The sequence below is a fragment of the Accumulibacter sp. genome (assembly GCF_032229525.1).
Taxonomy (GTDB): Bacteria; Pseudomonadota; Gammaproteobacteria; order Burkholderiales; family Rhodocyclaceae; genus Accumulibacter.
Window position 1 is genome coordinate 1 of record NZ_JAVTWB010000163.1, and the last position, 2,564, is coordinate 2,564.

The 2,564-nt window shown below is 61.3% G+C and carries 4 protein-coding genes; 3 read left to right on the forward strand and 1 reads right to left on the reverse strand.

Going from position 1 to position 2,564, the window contains the following annotated elements:
* From RUW20_RS12560 to RUW20_RS12570, 3 genes are all read left to right on the forward strand, one after another.
* Positions 1–456, forward strand: a 456-nt coding sequence (locus RUW20_RS12560; protein ID WP_409559359.1) for a hypothetical protein, incomplete at its 5' end; no start/stop codon positions are given.
* A gap of 54 nt (positions 457–510) precedes the next feature.
* Complete coding sequence (locus tag RUW20_RS12565; RefSeq protein ID WP_313952573.1) at positions 511–1,179, forward strand: hypothetical protein; 669 nt, start codon at positions 511–513, stop codon at positions 1,177–1,179.
* Between the two features lie 156 nt (positions 1,180–1,335).
* The gene (locus RUW20_RS12570; protein WP_313952574.1) at positions 1,336–1,893 is read left to right on the forward strand and encodes a DUF3617 domain-containing protein; all 558 of its coding nucleotides are present in this window, start codon (positions 1,336–1,338) and stop codon (positions 1,891–1,893) included.
* A gap of 18 nt (positions 1,894–1,911) precedes the next feature.
* Here the strand turns inward: RUW20_RS12570 and RUW20_RS12575 are convergent.
* The coding region (locus RUW20_RS12575; protein ID WP_313952575.1) for a fatty acid cis/trans isomerase at positions 1,912–2,564 on the reverse strand (653 nt) is incomplete at its 5' end.

A 2,564-nucleotide genomic window follows, 5' to 3' on the forward strand; every position in this document is an offset into this window, starting at 1 on the left:
CGGCCCGGTGACACCACATGCACCCGGAGGCTGATCATGGAAACTCGACCACTACAGTTGGTTCTTGTTCTTGCCGTCTTCCTTGTCGGCTTCGCCAATCCGACATCTGCCGCGGAGACGGCACATCTTCTCGACGGCAAGACCTTCGTCGGTAAGAACGGCGAAAAAGGACAGCCGCTGGACCCGAATCAGGACGAGGAGCTGGTCTTCCAGGACGGGCGCTTCACGTCTGTCTCGTGCTTTCCCTACAATTTCGGCAGCAGTGAGTATTCGGCACGAGTTGTCGGCGACACCATTCATTTCGAAGCCGTAACCATGAGCCCGAGCCACGGCAAGATCGCCTGGAAAGGGTTCGTTAAAGGCAGCACGGCCGAGGCCACCTTCGTCTGGACGAAGGAAAGGTGGTACTGGAATACGCACAGAGAATACTGGTTCCAGGGCGTTCGCAAGGAATGACCCGCCCGCTTCGCGCGACCAGGAACGGTGCCCTCTGCCCCGGAAGGCGCGGTCATGATCGCTGATCCGGCCGGCAACGGCGCAACGCCGTCGAACGCCGTTCGCTGGGTGAAGATCCTGCTGCTCATCGCCGTCCTCGCCATACTGAACTTTGCCGGGTCATGGTTCGCGCGGCAGCTCAACTTCCCGGTGTTTCCGCGCCACGATTCGCTGCTGCATATGGCGGTCATGCTGGCCATCGCGCTGTACTTCTTGCTGATGGTGATCCCCTTCCTGCCGGGAATGGAGGTCGGCTTGGCGCTGATGCTCACGCTTGGCAGCAAGGGCGCTCTTCTCGTGTACCTGTGCACCGTGGCCGCTCTGTCGAGCAGCTTCGCCATCGGCAGAATGATTCCTTCGCAACCGCTGTGCCTGCTTTTCGATTGGTTGCGCCTCCACAAGGCCAGCGCCCTGGTACGCAAGCTGGAACCCCTGGAGCCACAGCAGAGAATCGATTTCCTCAACGAGAAAATGCCCTCCAGGATCGCTCCGTTCATTCTGAAACACCGACTGCTGGCCATTGCGGCGGCCCTGAACCTGCCGGGAAATGCGTTGATTGGTGGCGGCGGAGGAATCGGGTTACTGGTCGGAATGAGCAAGCTGGTCCCGTTCCGCCACTACCTGTTCGTTGTGGCCATCGCGGTCGCGCCCGTCCCGCTCTTCTTTCTCCTTTACGGTAGCTGAGGGTTTCCGGCTTCCTGACGCTCACCGCCGGATCAACGGCGTTGACTGCCCTCGCGATGGTGGTTAGCCTCGCCCCCTATCCCGCCATTCTGCTATCCCGGCTGCGACCGCCGGCAACGCAGCCTCCGCTTGCCCACTCATTGACAAGGAACGCTCATGACCTCTCCGACCAGGCCCGATAGCCGTCGCTTCCCTCGCCTGTTGCTCTCCGCGCTGGCGGCCTGCAGCGTCTTGACCAGCGTGCAGGCCGCCGAAATGCCGAAACGCAAGCCCGGCCTGTGGGAACTCAACACGCATATGGAAGGCATGCCGTCGATCGGCGCCATGCAGCAATGCATCGACCGCAACAGCGACGACCTGATGCAGCAGCAGGCGAAGAAACAGAAGCACAACTGCAGTGTCCTCGACATCCAGACGCAGGGGAACACGGTGACCGTTCACTCGGTGTGCAAGGTCGAGGGCAGCACGGCGACCACCGACGCCACCTTCGTCGGCACTTTCGACTCCGCCTACAAGGGCGATATGCATACCCGCTTCAGCCCGCCGATGCACGGCATGAGCGAATCGAAAATGTCGCTCGACGCCCGCTGGATCGGCCCTTGCACGCCGGGCCAGAAACCCGGCGACGTGATCATGCCGAACATGGGCGGCATGAACCTCAACGAAATGATGAAAGACCCGCGCATCCAGCAGATGATGAAACAGAAGCAGTGAGCGCCCCTGCTTCGCCGATCAACGGTTCTCCAGACGGTTGTAGTCGAGCAGTCCAGAACTGATTGGACCCCACTTCAGGTGAGCGTCCTGAAGCTCGTCGCTGGCCTGCCAGAAGCCGGGATTGCTACGACGAACGACAAAACGATCGGCCAGAGAGCGGTAATCGTCCTCCGAAGACAAACCGCCAATGGTGTCGGCCAGAGCCTTGATTTCCGAGCGCTGCACGCTGTAGATGGCGCTCGGGTAGGCGCCAATGAAGCCCGGCACCACCGTCATCGTGTTCTCGGCCGGCAGCAGCTCGTCCTTTTCAAGCAGCAGGCTGGACACATTGCGGTGGCCGGTGTTGCGCAGCAGGGTGAAGTAGCGCGGCGCCCGCAGCCCATCCTCCAGGCGCACGAAGACCATCTCGGGAAACCACGACAGTGCTGCGCCGCGCAGGCTGCCGAGCGCGGCGAGATCCTTGCGCAAGGCGGCATCCTGGACTTGCGAGAGATCGTATTGATCATTCAGTACCGGCGCCAGACGGCGCTGGAGCAGCGTGTACAACTCGCGCTGCGGATCGTCGCTGCGATAACGGATGCCGGTCTGGCCGTCGAAACTGGCGAGTTTTCCGTAGACGTGGTTTTTCACCTCCTGGCTGGCACCCCGATACCAGTAGTCACTTACCGCCT

What these genes read in the sequence shown, in the direction of transcription:
- RUW20_RS12570 (WP_313952574.1), top strand. Translation starts at nt 1,336, where the DNA reads ATGACCTCTCCGACCAGGCCCGATAGCCGTCGCTTCCCTCGCCTGTTG.
- RUW20_RS12565 (WP_313952573.1), top strand. Translation starts at nt 511, where the DNA reads ATGATCGCTGATCCGGCCGGCAACGGCGCAACGCCGTCGAACGCCGTT.